The sequence below is a fragment of the Herbiconiux liukaitaii genome (assembly GCF_041927495.1).
GTDB lineage: Bacteria > Actinomycetota > Actinomycetes > Actinomycetales > Microbacteriaceae > Herbiconiux > Herbiconiux liukaitaii.
On the sequence record NZ_JBHFHG010000003.1, the window covers coordinates 14,212 to 28,980 of the forward strand.

Sequence of the window (14,769 nt, forward strand, 5' to 3'; positions counted from 1 at the left end):
GGGGCTTCTGCAGGTGAGCGTTGCGACTCGGGCGCCGTTGTCCAGGAGGGGCGGCAGCTGGTCGCGGTACCGGCACTCCCTGTGGCTGCTCACCCGGCGCGATCTGCGTGTGCGCTACTCCACCTCGGTGCTCGGCTACCTGTGGTCGATCCTCGATCCGCTCGTCATGGCGGGGATCTACTGGTTCGTCTTCACCCAGGTCTTCCAGCGGCCCGTGGGCACCGAGCCGTACATCGTGTTCCTGCTCACGGCGCTGCTGCCGTGGATGTGGTTCAACGGCACCGTCTCGGATGCGACGCGTGCGTTCCTGCGTGAGGCGAAGCTCATCCGCTCGACCAAGATCCCGCGCACCATCTGGGTGAACCGGCTCGTGCTCTCGAAGGGCATCGAGTTCCTCGCGAGCCTCCCCGTGCTCGCGGCGTTCGCGATCTTCGCGGGCGCGACCGTCGGGTGGCAACTGCTGCTGTTCCCCCTCGGCATCCTGCTGCAGGCGGTGCTCACGGTGGGGGTGGCGCTCATCGTGGCGCCGCTCGTGGTGTTCTTCCGCGATCTGGAGCGCGCCGTCAAGCTGGCGCTGCGGTTCCTCTTCTATGCCTCGCCGATCATCTACGGCACGCACGACCTGCCCGCCGCCCTGCAGCCGCTCGCGGCCTTCAACCCGCTGAGCGGGATCTTCTCGCTCTACCGTGCGGGCTTCTTCGGCGACCAGCTGGACTGGTACCAGGTGGGAGTGGGGGCCGGCATGTCCGTGGCGCTGCTCTTCATCGGCATCCTGGTGTTCAAGCGCTCGGAGCGATCCGTGCTGAAGGAGATCTGATGGCGGGGGCTGTGATCGAGGTCGAGGGCGTCGGCATCCGCTTCAAGCGCAACAAGCGCGCGCGCCGGAGCTTCAAGGATCTGTTCGCCGGCAGCACCCGGCGCTCCCGGCCGGGCGAGTTCTGGGCTCTGCGCGACGTGAGCTTCACGGTGCAGCCCGGTGAGGCGATCGGTGTGATCGGGCGCAACGGTCAGGGCAAGTCGACGCTGCTCAAGCTCGTGGCCGAGGTGGTGCTGGCCGACGAGGGTCGGGTGCGCGTGCACGAGGGTGTCGCACCGCTGATCGAGATCACGGGCGGGTTCGTGGAGGACCTGTCGGTGCGCGACAACGTCTACCTCACCGCCGGGCTGCACGGAATGACCCGCCGCGAGGTCGACGAGCGCTTCGACGACATCATCTCGTTCGCCGAGATCGGCGACTTCCTCGACACCCCCTACAAGCACCTCTCGAGCGGCATGCGGGTGCGCATCGCGTTCTCCGTGATCTCGCAGCTCGAGGAGCCGATCATCCTCGTCGACGAGGTGCTGGCGGTGGGAGACAAGGGCTTCCGCGAGAAGTGCTACCGCCGCATCGAGGAGCTGCTCGACGGCGGGCGCACGCTCTTCTTCGTCTCGCACAACGAACGCGACCTGCGGCGCTTCTGCACGCGGGGCCTGTATCTCGAGGGCGGTCGGCTGGTCTTCGACGGGCCCATCGGCGAGGCGCTCGACCGGTACTCCTCCGACACAGCCGGCTGATCTCGGCAGCTTGTCCACAGGCGGGGCCCGTGCGGGGCTTCTCGGGCTCGTATCGTCGGTGGTGCGGGTTCTACTGTCGGCATGGTCAGCCGTCACCTCTCCCCGTTGCCCGTCGAAACCGTCGCCTATCGGGTGCCGCTGCGTCTCGACCGGCGGGAGGCACCCCATCGTTACCTGCTGCGCAATGCGGGAGACGAGCCGCTGCGCGGGCTGTCGTTCAGTCTGCTGGGCAGCGGGGTCATGCGGGCCACGCCGCCGCTGCTGCTGGCTCCCGGGGCGGAGGTGGTGCTGCGCATCCGGGGGTCGACTCTGCCGGTGTCTGCGGTGCTCATCATCCGGTGGTTCCGGCCGAACGGGGATGAGTATCTGTGGCGGGTGAGCTTCTGAGGGCGGTGCTGGCTGTGCGGCGGTCAGAGGCCCTGGCGCTGCACGAGGGGCACGGCGATTCGATCGATCGCCGTGCCGAGGATGGCCCAGGCCGCCCGCCTGGGCCACGCGAGGTGTCTCGTGCTGACCGCCGTGTACTCGATCTCGGCATCCGCGCCCCGGTTGCGCTTGAAGGCGGCGACTCCGCTCGAACCGTGCAGGTCGACGCCGGCCTCGTGCGCGGTGCTCGCGATGCCGTAGCTGAGCATGCGGTAGAGGCCGTCCTCCTGGGGGCGCGCGGTGTCGTAGCCCACCACGGGGGCGGCGAGCTGGCCGTGGGCCACCACGTAGCCGAAGACGCCGTCGATGCGGCCGTCGCGCTCGAGCAGCGTGAAGCGGAGCAGGCCGGTGCGCTGGGCTGCGCCGACGAACTCGGCCGTGTAGCGCGGGTTGAGTGCGGAGTACTTGTCGACGTAGAGCAGATCGTAGAGGTGGGCGATGCGGGTGCGGGTGGCGAGATCCGAGGTGCCCGTGGCGGGGTCGATGGCGGCCGGGGCGAGGCGGTAGCCGGAGCGCTCGAGCAGCTCGGCGTCTCGGCGGGTGTCGCGCATCCGACGCCACGCGGTGCCCCTCGTGGGCAGGAAGAGCACGTTGCGCGAGGGGATGAGGCGGTAGCCGGCGCGGCGGAGGGTCTCGGGCAGGTTCGAGCCGCGGCCGTGCACGCTGCGCCAGCCGACGGCGAGGTGCGGATGCCGGGTGGCGAGGTCTGCGGTGGCCGCGCGGATCGCGGACTCGGAGGGGTCGGGTTGCAGGTTGGTGGAGAGGAGCGAGTTGCCGATGAAAGCGATGTCGTCCAGGCGGGCGGGGCGGGTGAGTCTGTCGAGGAGGTCGATCACGCGGGCGGCGGCGAAGCGGAGTGCGGGGCTGGAGAGTTCGGTGAGCTCTTCGCGGGAGTAGTGGAGGTAGTGGGTGCGCGGGGAGACGACGTAGCTCTGCGGGGGGTGGGTGGGGCGGGGTGCGCGGGCGGGGAGGTCGGCCTTGCGCGGGAGGGTGACGGGGAGGACGTCGTTGCCCACCTGCAGGGTCTCCATGCGCACGTCGATGTTGGGGGCGAGGTCGCGGGTGCCTCCCGGCCGCGCCGTTTCTGCCACGAGCGCCTCCGCCCACCCCGGCGCGAGGGTGGTGGCATCTATTTCGGCGGTTCGCCCGTGGCCGGCGGCGCCGATGCCGGGGTCGGGCGGGAGGGGCTCGCCGTTCCACTCGATGTCGTGGGTGGAGGCGGCGAGCAGGCTCGAACGCGACCTCACGGCCACCGCCGCCTGCACAGCCAGAGACCGTGCGAGAACGCCGAGCGGGATGCGGTCGCTCCCGCCCTGCAGCACATCCCGGTACCGGCTCTGACGGAGGAAGCGAACCGCATCAGCGCCCGTACGAACGCTCGGCAACCCGTACAGCGCATGCGGCAGCCCCAGCCGCGCGAAGGCAGAACCCGGCCGCGCGATCCGCGATCCGTCGAGGCCACCGGCGATCGCGAGAGCCGCGGCGTCGGCGGCGGGTGGGTGAGGGAGGAAGGCTGCGGGGAGGTCGTCGGTGTCGGTGTAGAGGTGCAGGCCGCTCGTGGCTCGGGGGTTGCACTCGAGCACCACCACTCCATCCGCTCCCCTGTCGATGAGGTCGAGGCCGAACTGGCCCGTGAGGTGGAGGTGGGCGGCGATCCGCTCGGCGATGTCACGGGCCGCCGCGACCGCATCCTGCTCACCGGGAACCGTCGGGGTGGGGTGCTCGGCGAGGCGGGAGAAGGCCACTCCGGCGCCCGGCCCGGCTCGGGCTACGGGGCGGTAGGCCGCGAAGGCGGTGAGGCGACCGGCGATGGCGACGGCGTGCACGCAGAACTCGGCGCCCTCGATGAGCTCCTGCACGAGCCAGGGGTGCTCGGGAGTGAGGGTTCCGACGTCGGGAAGCGGCTCGCCCGCGCCGATCCGGCGGGTGAAGGCGCCGAAGCGCGAGAGAGCCGGTTTCGCGACGACGGGCCCGGATTCGCCACCCGCTGCCGACCCGCTACGGGTGGCGGTCTGGGTGCGGTCGACGCTCTGGGTGGGGGTGGCGCTCTGGGTGGGGGTGGCGGTCTGGGTGCGGCGGCGGGAGAGGCGGCGCCACTCGATCCCCGAGTCGATCACTCGGGTGGTGGGGTGCGGGATGCCGAGCTCGGCGAGGAGGTCGGCGAAGCGCGCCTTGTCGTGCAGGCGGCGGAGCACCGGCAGCGGTGGGGCGAACACACGGTCGTCGAGGCCGGCCACCTGCCCCGTGTCGCGTACCCCGGCGAGCCAGAAGATCTCTTCGCAGGTCGGCACGATGAGCGAGACGGCGTGGCGCTCGGCGATCCCGGCGATCGCCTTTGCAAACTCCCACGGCGCGAACCTGGCCGTCGGCACCCGGTACGACGCGCCCACCGCCTTCGAGGCCGACGTGAGGGCGGGCTGGCTGTCGGCCACCACGACGAACGCCCCGGCGGCGGCGAACCGGCGGGCGAGGTCGAGCGTCACCGGCGCGCGGGAGCCGGTGAGGAGGACCGCCGTCATCCGCCCTCGGCCACACGCGCGCAGACCGCGAGGCTGCGGGTCATGTAGCGGCGCCAGATCGGGCCGATCAGCCGCTCGACCACGAAGCGGCGGCGCGGGAGGGGCACGTACTCGTAGGTCCAGCGGATGCGCGAGCCGGTCGGAGTGGGCTCGTAGCGCCAGCGCGCCGTGGCCTCCGACACGAGGTGCGACAGCGCCCCGGTGAAGTCGGTCACGCGATAGTCGAACACGCCGACGCCGGCCTCACTCCCATCGCCGCCGCTGCCCGCCGGGGTCGCAGGTGGGGGTGGGGTGTGGTGGAGGAGGTGCTCGTGGAAGGTGCCTCCGTCGGAGAGGTGCACGGTGCGGCGGGAGCCCGGGATGGTCCAGGGGCCGGTCTGGTCGGTGACGCCGGTGACCGCGGGGAGCACGAGGTAGCCGGTGAAGAGGTCGCTGTCGTCGCGCGGCACGACGCGATCGAACGCCACCCGCGCACCGGCCACGGTGTCGACGGCGGCGGTGAACACGACCGGCTCCATCCGCCCACCGTACCGCGCCGGTTGCGCACCGCTCGCGACCCGACGTTCAGATCCGCCGCGACCCCACGTCAAGATCCGCCGCCCACCACCACCCGCTCGCGGCCCACCATCCGCTCGCGGACCACCACCCAGTCGCGGCCTAGCATCCGCTCGCAGACCACCACCCGGTCGCGGCCCCCCGCCCCGCGACCTGCCGCGGGTGGGCGCGCTCCCCTACGCTGGGCGCATGCCCTCGTATCGCGTCACCATGATCGTCGGAACCCTCGAGCTGGGCGTGAAGCCCGAGACGGTTCTGCCCACCCTCACCCAGACCATCGCCGACTTCACGACGGTCGAGTCATCCGACATCGCGATCGTCTCCGGGCGCCCCCGCGTGACCGTGCGGTTCACGGCCGACACCGACGAGGCGGCCTTCCTCATCGCCGAGCAGGGCATCGACGGCGCACGCGTCTCGGTGGAGCCGATCGCCTGGCAGGTCACCCGCCAGGTGCACGGCCGCTGGGAACCCCTTGCGTGAGCCGCAGGAAGCCTGAGAGCGTCGCCAGCTCGGAGGCGTTGACCGGCAGGTGGTCGACGAGCGCGGGCGAGTACACCAGGTAGGCCGCCCACTTCGCCCGGGAGATCGCCACGTTGAGGCGGTTCTTCATGAGCAGGAAGCCGATCCCCCGCGGCACATCGGCCGCCGCCGAGGCGGCCAGCGTGACGATCGCCACCGCCGCCTCCCGGCCCTGGAACTTGTCGACCGTGCCGACGGGCACACCCTCGAACCCGGCGTCGGCGAGCGTCTGCCGCACGAGTTCGACCTGGGCGTTGTAGGGGGCGACCACGATGATGTCGGCGACGTCGATCGGGCGGCTGGGCGTCGCATCCGCGGATCCGCTCTCGTTCGGATCGCTCCACGGCAGGCCGATGAGAGTGCGCACGATGTCGGCGACCTGCTCGGCCTCGTCCACCGAGCGCGTGGAGTCGCCCGCGTGCACGGTCGGCCGCAGGTGGAGGCCAGGATCGATGCCCTCGAGATGGCGGTCGGTGGTGGCCGGCAGCTTCGAGTGCAGCTCGCCCTCGTAGGAGAGTGCGCTGACCGGGGCGCAGACCTCGGGGTGCATGCGCCAGCTCACGTCGAGGAAGTAGCCGAGGTGGTGCGGCAGCACATCGTGCCCCTCGGTGAGCCAGCCGAGTGCCGAGCTGTCGACGGGCTCCGGATGCGTGCCCTGGGTGACCTGCGGCAGCTGCTGCGGATCGCCGAGCAGCAGCAGATTGCGGGCGGCGACGCTCACGGCGATCGTGTTGGCGAGGGAGAACTGGCCGGCCTCGTCGACGACCAGGAGGTCGAGGCTGCGGCGGCCGACGCGGCCGGTGTTAGTGAAGTCCCAGGCCGTGCCGCCGATGACGACGCCGGCCTCGTTGCGTTCGGCGTTCGCGAGGAAGCGGCCGAGGGCGTCGCGGCCGGAGAGGGGGGTGAAGGTCGCCGTGGGGGCGTCGCTCGACTTGCCGACCGCGGCGGGGTCGACTCCGGCGGCGACGATGGCGTCGAGCATGTTCTCGACGACCGCGTGGGACTGCGCGACGATGCCCACGCGCCAGCCGTGCATCCGCACGAGATCGGCGACCACACGCGCCCCGGTGTAGGTCTTGCCGGTGCCGGGAGGGCCCTGCACGGCGAGGAACGAGTCGTCGAGGTCGAGCAGCGAGTCGCGAATGGCGTCGATCGTGCCGCGCGGCCCGTCGCCCACCTCCCGCAGCCCGTTGGCAGGCGGGTGGAAGCGGGGGGATCGGCGGCGGAGGATGTCGAGGGCGGGGTCGGCGGGGAGGTGCGGGAGGGCGTCGACGAGGGCGGCGCCCCATTCGGCGATCGCCGCTTGCAGGGAGTCGGTCTTGGGCGGGGCGGAGGGGGCTACGGCTACCGGGATGGCCGAGTGCGGCTGCTCCCCCACCTTGAGCACCTCGGTGAACACGAACTGGGTGACGCCGTTGTCGAGCTCGCGCACCTCGTCGAGGGTGGTGCGCGCGTGAGCGAGGCGGTCGGTGGGGCGGGCACGCGGATCCGACCAGGGATGCGGCGGGTCGTAGACGAAGAACCGCCCCGAGGCTCCCGGCTCGAGCCTGCTGCCGGGAGCGAGCACTCCTCGGAGGCGGATCTCGCGCCGATCGGCCTTCTGCCGACCCGAGCGGTACCAGTCGCGGTCGACCCGGGCCTCCGTGACCTCGAGCACGTCGCGCGTGTCGGCCCACTCCTCGAGGGGGCGCTCCAGGCGGCCGTAGTGCTCCCACCAGAACGACTTGTCCTCACGGCGGTGGTAGTCGATGGCCGCGGCGGCCAGAGCGATGGCGGTGCGATCTGCCTCGTCCATGCCGGTGGGGTGGGTGGGATCGGCGAGGCCGGCGTGGTCCGGATCGTCGGAGTCTTTGCCATCCGCGTCATCGGTGAGCGGCGCCTGGGGGCGAGCGGTGTGTTCGAGGAACGCGCGGAGGGCCGTGTGCACCGGGCTTTCGGTGAAGGTGAAGCCCTCGGCGCCCGGGTCGGTGTCGGCGGTGGGGTCGATCTCGGTGCCTGGTGCCACCTCGAGCAGGGTCTGGTCGGAGACTGACGGATCAACCCCGGGGGCGACGAGCGGGCCGGTGCCGTTCTCGGTGGCGCGCTGCAGGAGCCAGTCGCGGAGGCGCAGGGTGGAGACGCAGTCGTACTCGTTGTAGTCGGCGATCTCGGCGAGCAGGGCGTCGGCCGCCGTGGTGTCGCCGGCGGCGCGGAGGTCGGCGTAGCGGGCGTAGGCCGTGATGGAGTCGGCCGCGTTCGTGACGTCACTGTCTCGGAGCTGATCGCCCATGTAGAGCGGCTCGAGCTTCTTGAGGCTGTAGGAACGCGTGCTGACCCGCAGGCTCTTCTTCACGATCGGATACAGATCGACGAGCACACCACGCCTCAGCAGTTCGTCGAGCTGCTCCTCCCCCACGCCGTGCCGCGCGCACAGCGACTGCAGGTGGGCACGTTCGTAGTTCGCGTAGTGGTAGACGTGCAGATCGGGGTGGGCGTGCAGCCGCTCGGTGACGTAGTCGAGGAACGCCCGCAGCGCCTCGCGCTCGCCCGCGTGGTCGTGCGCCCAGAACGGCCGGAACACGGTCTGCGGATCGACACCCCCTGGCCTCGGTAGCCCGAGCAGGGAGTCGCCCCACGGCCCCTCGAGCCTGGTCGCGGCCGTCGGGTCGTGCGGAGGCGATGGACGCAGCGCTGGTGGGGCCGCGTGCTCGATGACGCCGAAGAGGTAGTCGAGGCCCCACTCCGGGCCGCCGTTCTCCGTGTAGAGGGGGTCGCCCTCGAAGTCGAAGAAGATGTCGGCCGGGTCGGGGGCCGGCAGAGCACCGAGCGCCGAGGCGTCGAAGACACGGTAGGCGAGGCCCGTTCGCCCCTGCAGCTGCATGGCGGCCTGGTCGCGGAGGCCCGCGAGCGTGCTGTCGGCGAGATCCGCGACCGGACCGTCCGAACGCGCGAGCGCCGTGAGAGTGGGGATGCCGGCGGTGCGCAGCTTCTCGCGCTGCGTGAGGCGGAGCCCCGCCACGAGGAGCACATCGTCGTGCGCCTCCACCTCCGGAGCGCAGACGTCGCAGCGTCCGCAGATCGCATAGCGCTGGTCACCCCACGAGACCGCCGCCACACCCGCCCGCGCCCGGTCGTCGAGCAGGGCCTCGAGGCGCTCCCGCCGATCCCGGTAGACGGGCAGGATGTCACGCAGCTGGTGGGTGGAGGTCGATCCGTCTCCCAGCAGCAGGTGCACCTCCGGCCCCGTGGGCACTCCGAGGCGCTCGAGCTGATCGGCGTAGGCCGCGAGCTGCAGCAGAGCGGTGATCTTGGCGTGCCGGGCCAGCTTGGTGTCGTAGACCTCGTAGACGGGGCCCGCGGATGTCTCACCCGCCCTCATGAGGAAATCGGCGAAACCGAGGAAACGGCCGTCGAAGAAGGTGCCCTGGAAGACGACGTCGGCGCCCGCCCTGAGCGCCTCGACGGTGTGGGCCTGCTGAGCAGCGAGCGCCTCCGGGGTCGTGCGCTCCGGACGCTCGATCTCGGCCACCCCGGCCCCGGCATCCGGCCGGAACGGTCCGAACTCCGCGCGCAGCCGCTCGAGGGTGCGCAGCTCGTGCGCGTCACCGAGGCGAGCCGTGCGCTCGAGCATCTCGTCGACCGATTCAGGGAGGGGGTCGATGCGCCCGAGCTTCGCATCCAACCGCCGCACGAGGGCGAACTCGCAGGCCGCGGCCGCGGTGAGGTCGGTGGCGCTGTAGAGCACGGTGCCACCCTCGCCCGAGATGATCACGCCGCTCCTCCGATCCTGGTGACGGTGCCGGCACCGGTGGTCCTGGTGGTCCCGGTCCGGCGTCCTGGTCTCGAGAAGGCTATCGGCAGCCCCCGACACCGGTGACCCACCGTGGTTGGATGGTGGGATGCCCGACACCGACGCCTACATCGCCGACCTCGCCGCGTTCATCCAGGCGTCTCCGTCGTCGTACCACGCCGCCGCCGAGGTGGCCGCACGGCTGTCGGCGGCCGGATCCACCGAGCTCCACGAGGGCGATGCCTGGGTGTCGACGCCCGGCCGCCACCACGTGCGCCGAGACGGCGCCGTCATCGCCTGGACCGTGCCCGCCGCAGCCGGGCCCACCACTCCCTTCCGCATCGTGGGCGCCCACACCGACTCCCCCGGATTCAAGCTCAAGCCGCGCCCAACCATCGGCTCGAACGGCTGGCTGCAGGCGGGAGTCGAGGTCTACGGAGGACCGCTCCTCAACTCCTGGCTCGATCGCGAACTCGAGCTCGCCGGCCGCATCGTGGACCGCGACGGCGTGGAGCACCTCGTGCGCACTGGACCGTTCCTGCGCATCCCGCAGCTCGCCGTGCACCTCGACCGCGAGGCCAACAACGGCCTCACGCTCGACCGCCAGCGGCACACGGCCCCCGTGTTCGGTGTGGGCGACGTGTCTCAGGCCGATCTGGTGGGCATCCTGGCCGAGCGGGCCGGCCTCGCGAGCGGCGACAGCGTGGCGGGCTACGACCTGCTCACGGCCGACACCGCCGCTCCCGCCCGCTTCGGTCTCGACGACGCGCTCTTCGCCGCCGGCCGCATGGACAACCTGACCTCGGTGCACGCCGGTCTCACCGCGCTGCTCGCGGCCCCGGATGGGCGAGATGCGGATGCAGCGGAGCCGGATTCGGATGCGCCGAGCGGGCCGACCCGCATCCCGGTGCTGGCCGCCTTCGACCACGAAGAGCTCGGTTCAGAATCGCGCTCCGGCGCCAGCGGGCCCTGCCTCGCCGACGTGCTGCGCCGCATCTCCTCCGGTCTCGACACCGCAGCGGCGGATCCCGAGCACTTCGCGCAGGCCCTCTCCGCCTCCTGGTGCGTCTCCTCCGACGCCGGCCACGCCGTGCACCCCAACTACCCCGAGCGCCACGACCCGGCCAACCGCCCCGTCGCCGGAGGCGGTCCGCTGCTCAAGATCAACGCCAACCAGCGCTACGCCACGGATGCGCACGGCGCCGCCCTCTGGCACCGCGTCTCCGCGGCCGCCGGAGTGCCCGTGCAGGAGTTCGTCTCGAACAACACCGTGCCGTGCGGATCGACGATCGGCCCGCTCACCGCGACACGTCTCGGCATCCGCGTGGTGGATGTCGGCCCACCGCTGCTCTCGATGCACTCGGCGCGCGAACTCGCTCACGTCGACGATCTGCGCGGTCTCGCCGACGCGCTCACGGCCTTCCTCGCGGGAGCCTGACGCCCGTGAAGAGCCGCAAGGCCGTCACGGTCACGGCCACCGCCCTCGCCGCCTCCGGCGTCGCCGCAGGAGTCACCGCCTGGGTGCGCTACCTCGCACGCCGCCAGCACCACTGGAGGGGTCTGCTCTCCGACGCGATCCCGGTGCACTCCCTCTACTGGCGCGAGCAGGCGGCCAAGCAGGGCGAACTGCTCTACGTGGCGGTCGGCGACTCGGCCGCTCAGGGCATCGGCGCGAGCCGGCCTGCGCACGGCTACGTGGGCTTCGTGGCGAAGCACCTGCGCGAGCGCTCGGGCCGCACCGTGCGCGTGGTGAACCTCGGCATCTCGGGGGCGCGACTCCGCGAGGCGATCGAGAAGGAACTCCCGCGGCTCGCGAAGCTCGAGCCCGACGTGCTCACCGTGAGCATCGGCGCGAACGACATGGCCGACTTCGATCCGCAGCGCTTCGAGACCGAGATCGCCACCGTGTTCGACGCCCTGCCGGGGCACGCGATCGTGGCCGACCTGCCGAGTTTCTACTTCCTGCCCGCCGAGCGCAAAGTGCTCGAGGCGAATCGGCTGCTGCGCGAGGCAGCGGCCGCGAGAGGCCTCAGGGTGGTCCCCCTGCACCAGCTCACGAAACGGCAGGGGCTGTGGGGTGTGAGCACGCAGTTCGCGGGCGACCTCTTCCACCCCAACGACCGCGGCTACCGCGTGTGGGCGAGCGCTTTCGCCCCCGCCGTCGACGAGCGCCTCAAGAAGCTCAGCCCGTAGGCGGTCCCGCCACCAGCGCCACCACGGTGAGCAGCACCACCACCACCACGAGCACCACGAGGAACAGCCACGGCCGCCGAAGGAACCAGCGCAGCAGCCGATCGATCGGATGCGCATCCCGCGGATCCGCGCCGGCCTCCAAGCGCCAGACCCCGGCGAGCAGGCCCCGCCGCTCGAGCACGACGTCGGTCACGACCGTGCCGTAGGGCGGGATCGCGGTGGCGGCGGCCACGACGATCGTCCACCACCTCCACCGCTGGTTGAGCCCCACCACGACGCTCGCGGCCACGAACGAGATGAAGACCACGCCGTGCGCGAGGCCGACGGCGAAGAAGAAGGGGACCTCGGCTGAGAAGCCGTAGCGCGCCACCATGGCGGCGATGAGGGCGGTCCAGGTGATCGCCTCGGCGATCGAGACGGTGCGGAAGACGGTGCGGGGAGTCATCCCGATACAGCCTAGCGGGCCGCCCCTCGGCGGATCCCGGGCACGGGAGTAGACAGGGAGGTGCGCGTTCCGCACCTGGGCGCGCGACCGTGCCGACACGAAGGAGCCTCGACGATGATCGACACCGACAAGGGATTCACCCTCACCCGCGAGTTCGACGCCACACCCGAGCAGATCTGGGCGGCGTGGACCGAGCCGGCCCAGGCCGCGGAGTGGTGGCATCCCGCCGGTCTGCACACCCCCGCCGAGAGCGTCTCGATCGACGCGAAGGCGGGCGGGCGCTACGCCTACACGATGGTGAACGACATCAGCGAGGAGGAGTTCCCCACCGGCGGCGTCTACCGCGAGGTCGAGGCGCCCGAGAAGCTCGTCTTCACCTGGGGGGCACCGGATGACGACCCCGACGACGCCCTGCTCGTGACGGTCACCATCAAGGATCTCGGCGAGCTCACGCGCATGACCTTCGACCTGCGCGGCTACGAGGGCATGAGCGGCGACGACGACATCTACGACGGCTGGGAGAGCGCACTCGACGCCCTCGCCCAGCACCTCGGGCAGTCCGCCGTCGCGGGCTGACGGGGAACCCGGCTGCCTCCTGCCCTGGCGCGGGCTCTGCCCTAGGCTGTCGGCGGCGAGAGGAGCCGAGGTGAACGCAGGCGACGGGCTCGACGAGCGCGAGTCGTTCCAGGTGGCCGTCGACCGGGTGGGCCGGGCGCTGGCGGCGATGGGCGAGGGCGACCCGGATCCGTTCCGGGCCTGCTGGGCGGCGGATGCGGACACCACGCTGTACGGTGCGTTCGGCACCCTCGAGCGCGGGCACGACGCCATCGACGCGACCCTCGCCTGGGTGGGCGGACGCTTCAGCGGCGGCACACTCGCCCCGACGTACGAGGTCGTGCATGCGGGGGCCGACGTGGGGTACACGGTGGGACGGGAACGCGGGGTGGTGGCCATCGACGGCGCCGAGCCGCGTGAGGTCGTCATCCGGGTCACGCACGTGTACCGGCGCGATGCCTCCGGGCGGTGGCTGCTCGTGCACCGCCACGGCGACCACCCGCCGGTGCGCGAGTTCGCGACGGGGTCGTGATGGCGGGCACGCCGGGGCCGCTCTCGGCCCCGCCTCTGCTGATCCTGCTCGATCTCGACAACACGCTCGTGGACCGCGCGGGCGCCTTCCGCCGCTGGGCCGAGCTGTTCGCCGCCGAGCTCGGTCGCCCCGAGGAGGCGGACTTCATCGTGGCCGAGGATCGGAACGGGCACACACCCCGACCCCGCCTCGCCGCGACACTCGCCTCGCGGTTCGACCTCGATTCCTCGCCTGCTGCTGTGAGCACTCTGGTCGAGAGGATTCTGTACGAGCACGTGGAGTTCGTGGAGGTCTACGACGGCCTCGCCGAGCACCTCGAGCTGCTCGCGGATGACGGGGTGCGCCTCGCCATCCTCTCGAATGGGCCCGTGGAGCAGCAGGGGCGAAAGCTCCGTCGCACGGGGATCGACGCGCGGATGGTGGACACGGTCGTCTCGCAGGGGGTCGGGCTCGCGAAGCCCGACGTGCGCATCTTCGAGTTCGCGCTCGAGCGGGCCGGCGGCGATCCGTCTCGCACGTGGATGGTGGGCGATGATCCGGTGAACGACGTGGCCGGGGGTCGGGGGGCCGGGCTCCGGACGGGGTGGGTGGGGCACGGCACGGTGTGGGCGGAGCGTGGGGATCCGCTGGGGCCGCCCACGGTCGAGGCGGCGACGACCCGCGAGGTGCTGGAGCTCATCCGCTCGAGGTGACGGGCGAGCATCCGGAGCTCATCCGCTCGTGCCGTCCTGTATGCCGCTGAGCGCATCCGCCATCGAGGCCGTGCGCTCTCGGAGCGCCGCCACCACCGCGGCCACCGCCGGCCGGTCGAGCGAGTCGGGCCGCAGCACCATCCAGTAGGGCAGCACCTCGGCGATCTCCTCCGGCAGCACCCGCACGAGATCGGGGTGGCGATCCGCCACGAAGCACGGCAGGAAGCCGATGCCCGCACCGGCCCTTGTGGCCTCCACGTGCACGAAGACGTTGGTGGAGGTGAGCGAGTCGCGCATGCCGGGCACGAGACGGCGGGGGGCATCGAGGTCGTCGACCTGCAGCATCGAGTCGATGAAGTAGACGAGCGGATGCGACACCAGTTCGTCGCGCGAACCCGGTGCGCCGTGCTCGGCGAGGTACTCCGCCGAGGCGTACATGCCGAGCACGTACTCCCCCAGCAGCACCGCCTCGGCCCGGTGCACCTGGGGGCGGCCCACGACGACCTCGATGTCGAGACCGGAGCGCTGCTGCAGGGCGCGGCGGGTGACGGTCACGATCTCGACCTGCAGCTCGGGGTGGTCGCGCTGCAGCGCCGCCACGGCCGGGGCGGCCACGAGGGCGCTGTAGCCGTCGGTGGCCGACATCCGCACCACGCCCGTGAGTCTCGGGCGTGCTCGGGCGCTGGGATCCGTTCCCTCCGCCGCGAGGGCGTCGAGCGCCTCGGAGATGCCGTCGGCGGCCCGCAGGGCCCGGCGACCGAGCTCGGTGGGCTCCCATCCGCCTGCCGCGCGGCTGAGCACCCGGCCGCCGAGTGCTCGCTCGAGGGTCTGGATGCGCCGGGAGACCGTCGTGTGGTTGAGGGAGAGCGCCTCGGCGGCCCCCGTGAAGCGGCCGGTGGTCACGACGGCGCGGAGCACCAGGAGGTCCTGCGGATCCACGCTCATATCTGCAATTATGCACAGCGGGTGTTCTCAACTGGTCATTGTGGGGGTCGGGATCTGCACGAATA

Annotated in this window: 14 protein-coding genes; 9 read left to right on the top strand and 5 right to left on the bottom strand. The window is 71.7% G+C overall.

Annotation, left to right across the window (positions count from 1 at the left end; genetic code table 11):
* Nucleotides 1-7: 7 nt before the first annotated feature.
* The 3 genes from ACEXQC_RS04495 to ACEXQC_RS04505 all read left to right on the top strand — a co-directional run bounded on the left by ACEXQC_RS04495 (nt 8) and on the right by ACEXQC_RS04505 (nt 1,941).
* On the top strand, nt 8-817 hold the full coding sequence (locus tag ACEXQC_RS04495) for an ABC transporter permease (protein WP_374820119.1): 810 nt from the start codon (nt 8-10) through the stop codon (nt 815-817).
* The gene (locus ACEXQC_RS04500) at nt 817-1,554 is read left to right on the top strand and encodes an ABC transporter ATP-binding protein (protein WP_374818907.1); all 738 of its coding nucleotides are present in this window, start codon (nt 817-819) and stop codon (nt 1,552-1,554) included. The genes ACEXQC_RS04495 and ACEXQC_RS04500 overlap by 1 nt, the downstream gene beginning before the upstream one ends.
* Nucleotides 1,555-1,635: 81 nt before the next feature.
* Complete coding sequence (locus ACEXQC_RS04505) at nt 1,636-1,941, top strand: hypothetical protein (protein WP_374818910.1); 306 nt, start codon at nt 1,636-1,638, stop codon at nt 1,939-1,941.
* A gap of 23 nt (nt 1,942-1,964) precedes the next feature.
* Here ACEXQC_RS04505 and ACEXQC_RS04510 read toward each other — a convergent pair whose 3' ends face one another.
* Together ACEXQC_RS04510 and ACEXQC_RS04515 are read right to left on the bottom strand one after the other, a co-directional pair.
* A complete protein-coding gene (locus ACEXQC_RS04510; protein WP_374818913.1) occupies nt 1,965-4,499 on the bottom strand; it encodes an ATP-grasp domain-containing protein in 2,535 nt (844 codons plus the stop codon).
* Entirely contained in the window at nt 4,496-5,017 is a 522-nt protein-coding gene (locus ACEXQC_RS04515; protein ID WP_374818916.1) for an SRPBCC family protein, read from the bottom strand. The genes ACEXQC_RS04510 and ACEXQC_RS04515 overlap by 4 nt, the downstream gene beginning before the upstream one ends.
* 226 nt (nt 5,018-5,243) lie before the next feature.
* On the opposite strand from ACEXQC_RS04515, the gene ACEXQC_RS04520 reads away from it, so the two are divergent.
* Entirely contained in the window at nt 5,244-5,534 is a 291-nt protein-coding gene (locus ACEXQC_RS04520) for a hypothetical protein (protein ID WP_374818919.1), read from the top strand.
* Here the strand turns inward: ACEXQC_RS04520 and ACEXQC_RS04525 are convergent.
* Nucleotides 5,494-9,324: a TM0106 family RecB-like putative nuclease gene (locus ACEXQC_RS04525; protein ID WP_374818922.1), complete on the bottom strand. Its 3,831-nt coding sequence runs from the start codon at nt 9,322-9,324 to the stop codon at nt 5,494-5,496. The genes ACEXQC_RS04520 and ACEXQC_RS04525 overlap by 41 nt on opposite strands.
* Nucleotides 9,325-9,451: 127 nt before the next feature.
* On the opposite strand from ACEXQC_RS04525, the gene ACEXQC_RS04530 reads away from it, so the two are divergent.
* Both ACEXQC_RS04530 and ACEXQC_RS04535 read left to right on the top strand, forming a co-directional pair.
* On the top strand, nt 9,452-10,780 hold the full coding sequence (locus ACEXQC_RS04530; protein ID WP_374818924.1) for a M18 family aminopeptidase: 1,329 nt from the start codon (nt 9,452-9,454) through the stop codon (nt 10,778-10,780).
* Between the two features lie 5 nt (nt 10,781-10,785).
* Nucleotides 10,786-11,535, top strand: a complete 750-nt coding sequence (locus ACEXQC_RS04535) for an SGNH/GDSL hydrolase family protein (protein ID WP_374818927.1) — start codon at nt 10,786-10,788, stop codon at nt 11,533-11,535.
* Here ACEXQC_RS04535 and ACEXQC_RS04540 read toward each other — a convergent pair.
* Nucleotides 11,525-11,980, bottom strand: coding sequence for a DUF3817 domain-containing protein (locus tag ACEXQC_RS04540; protein ID WP_374818929.1), 456 nt, complete (start codon nt 11,978-11,980; stop codon nt 11,525-11,527). The two genes, ACEXQC_RS04535 and ACEXQC_RS04540, sit on opposite strands and share 11 nt — an antisense overlap.
* A gap of 114 nt (nt 11,981-12,094) precedes the next feature.
* Here ACEXQC_RS04540 and ACEXQC_RS04545 point away from each other — a divergent pair, with 114 nt between their 5' ends.
* The 3 genes from ACEXQC_RS04545 (at nt 12,095) to ACEXQC_RS04555 (ending at nt 13,759) form a co-directional block, all read left to right on the top strand.
* The gene (locus ACEXQC_RS04545; protein WP_374818933.1) at nt 12,095-12,556 is read left to right on the top strand and encodes an SRPBCC family protein; all 462 of its coding nucleotides are present in this window, start codon (nt 12,095-12,097) and stop codon (nt 12,554-12,556) included.
* A gap of 70 nt (nt 12,557-12,626) precedes the next feature.
* A complete protein-coding gene (locus tag ACEXQC_RS04550; protein WP_374818936.1) occupies nt 12,627-13,067 on the top strand; it encodes a YybH family protein in 441 nt (146 codons plus the stop codon).
* Nucleotides 13,067-13,759, top strand: a complete 693-nt coding sequence (locus tag ACEXQC_RS04555) for an HAD family hydrolase (RefSeq protein WP_374818939.1) — start codon at nt 13,067-13,069, stop codon at nt 13,757-13,759. The genes ACEXQC_RS04550 and ACEXQC_RS04555 overlap by 1 nt, the downstream gene beginning before the upstream one ends.
* 18 nt (nt 13,760-13,777) lie before the next feature.
* Here the strand turns inward: ACEXQC_RS04555 and ACEXQC_RS04560 are convergent, their stop codons facing one another.
* Nucleotides 13,778-14,704 (bottom strand): LysR family transcriptional regulator, encoded by a 927-nt coding sequence (locus ACEXQC_RS04560; RefSeq protein ID WP_374818942.1) that lies wholly within the window; start codon nt 14,702-14,704, stop codon nt 13,778-13,780.
* Between the last annotated feature and the right edge of the window lie 65 nt (nt 14,705-14,769).